Below are 2521 nucleotides of genomic sequence, written 5' to 3'. Positions count from 1 at the left end.
TCCGCAGTAAAATTACAGCCCAGTCTCCTCAGTTGGAAGTGAATAATCCTGAGGATGAAAACAAGTTTTTCCTTGATGGTTCGCTCGCCACTACTTCCGGAATCACTGTTGTTTTCTTCTCCTATGGGTACTTAGATGTTTCAGTTCCCCACGTTCGCCTTCTGACTTAGTCAGAATAATAGACCTTCAGTCTATTGGGTTGCCCCATTCGGGTATCTACGGATTAACAGATATGTGCTCTTCCCCGTAGCTTTTCGCAGCTTATCACGCCCTTCTTCGCCTCTGAGACCCTAGGCATCCCCCGTACGCCCTTAATTAACTCTTCATTATTTCTTCTCAGTCTTTCTCATCATGTCAATGAACTCTTCCTTACCGGTGGGGACTGCTCCCCGGTGGTAATCAGTGGTATATGTACTATATCTATACCTGTCTTTCCCTTCTTCCTTACGTCAGTCGGAGATATTTCCTCTTTCTCTTGTGGAGAATAACGGAGTCGAACCGTTGACCCCCTGCTTGCAAAGCAGGTGCTCTAGCCAGCTGAGCTAATCCCCCTTATTATCTAAATTTGGTGGGCCTGCGTGGACTCGAACCACGGACCTTTACATTATCAGTGTAACGCTCTAACCACCTGAGCTACAAGCCCTGATCTTAAGAGTGGTCCGCAGAATCTCAATCCTGCAATCTACTCATACTTCTAATACTTAACTTGTCATTGGAGATATAAACGGATCTTTCTTTAAAAATTAGTCGCGGAACTTCCTTGTTTTTCTTCCTTTACAGGAATATCTCTAAAAAGGAGGTGTTCCAGCCACACCTTCCGGTACGGCTACCTTGTTACGACTTAGCCCCAGTTACTGGTTCTACCCTAACGAAGTCTATTACCTTCCGCTTCAGGTCTACCCAACTTCCATGGCTTGACGGGCGGTGTGTACAAGGTCCGGGAACGTATTCACCGCATCATGGCTGATATGCGATTACTAGCGATTCCAGCTTCATAGGGTCGAGTTGCAGACCCCAATCCGAACTGTGAAGGACTTTTTGTGATTGGCAGACCATTACTGGCTAGCAACACTCTGTATCCCCCATTGTAGCACGTGTGTCGCCCTAGGCGTAAGGGCCATGATGACCTGACGTCGTCCCCTCCTTCCTCTCTACTTGCGTAGGCAGTCTATTCTGAGTCCCCATCATAACATGCTGGCAACAGAATATAGGGGTTGCGTTCGTTGCGGGACTTAACCCAACACCTCACGGCACGAACTGACGACGGCCATGCAGCACCTTGTTTCGAGCTATTGCTAGCTGTACCATCTCTGATACATTCTCTCACATTCTAGCCTAGGTAAGGTTCCTCGCGTATCATCGAATTAAACCACATGCTCCACCGCTTGTGCGGACCCCCGTCAATTCCTTTGAGTTTCACCGTTGCCGGCGTACTCCCCAGGTGGATTACTTATCGGTTTCCCTTGGTCACTGACCCCAGCGGGCCAACAACTAGTAATCATCGTTTACGGCGTGGACTACCAGGGTATCTAATCCTGTTTGATCCCCACGCTTTCGTGCATCAGCGTCAGTTTATCTGTAGCAGATTGCCTTCGCAATAGGAGTTCCTTCCGGTATCTATGCATTTCACCGCTACACCGGAAATTCCATCTGCCTCCACATATCTCAAGCTCAACAGTATCGGTGGCATGTAAAACAGTTAAGCTGCTACCTTTGACCACCGACTTATTAAGCCGCCTACGCACCCTTTAAACCCAATAAATCCGGATAACGCTCGCCACCTACGTATTACCGCGGCTGCTGGCACGTAGTTAGCCGTGGCTTATTCTAATGGTACCGTCAATTAAGCCCGCAGGCTTACCGTTCTTCCCATTCAAAAGCAGTTTACAACCCAGAGGGCCGTCTTCCTGCACGCGGCATGGCTGGGTCAGGCTCTCGCCCATTGCCCAATATTCCCTACTGCTGCCTCCCGTAGGAGTCTGGCCCGTATCTCAGTGCCAGTGTGGGGGTTACTCCTCTCAGAGCCCCTAAGGATCGTCGCCTTGGTAAGCCGTTACCTTACCAACTAGCTAATCCTACGCATGACCATCTCTATCCAATAAATCTTTCAATAAAAAACGATGCCGTTCCTTATATTATGCGGTATTAATCCGGGTTTCCCCGGGCTATCCCCCTGATAAAGGTAGGTTTCATACGCGTTACGCACCCGTCCGCCGGTGACATTGCTGCCCCCTCGACTTGCATGTATTAAGCCTGCCGCTAGCGTTCATCCTGAGCCAGGATCAAACTCTCCATAGTAAATTACTATTTGCAAGTCCCTGACTTTTCGAAAGTCCGTCTATATCTCCAACAAGTTAATGAACTTTATCCTACTCTCTCGTAGGCTCGTTGATACTCTCTGTATCTGATGTGATCACTTCTTCTTCGATCACTCTTTTCTGTTTTTCCGTTTTTGATTCGTTGTAAAAACTTGTCGAAACGGATTGCAAAGTTACTGCTTAATTCTTTTCAAAACAAGAAA

Annotated in this window: 2 tRNA genes and 2 rRNA genes; all 4 read right to left on the bottom strand. The window is 48.0% G+C overall.

The window, feature by feature from the left end:
- Window positions 1-325 (bottom strand): 23S ribosomal RNA (locus tag LC574_RS35330); the annotation flags it as partial.
- A 153-nt stretch (window positions 326-478) separates the two neighbouring features.
- Window positions 479-552: transfer RNA gene (locus tag LC574_RS35325), tRNA-Ala, on the bottom strand.
- Window positions 553-566: 14 nt separating this feature from the next.
- Window positions 567-643, bottom strand: a tRNA-Ile gene (locus tag LC574_RS35320).
- Between the two features lie 149 nt (window positions 644-792).
- Window positions 793-2298, bottom strand: a 16S ribosomal RNA gene (locus tag LC574_RS35315).
- Window positions 2299-2521 lie beyond the last annotated feature (223 nt).

It is taken from the genome of Nostoc sp. CHAB 5715 (genome assembly GCF_020829685.1).
GTDB lineage: Bacteria > Cyanobacteriota > Cyanobacteriia > Cyanobacteriales > Nostocaceae > Nostoc.
Note: the sequence above shows the minus strand (reverse complement) of the source record. Positions and strands in the feature narration are given on the sequence as shown.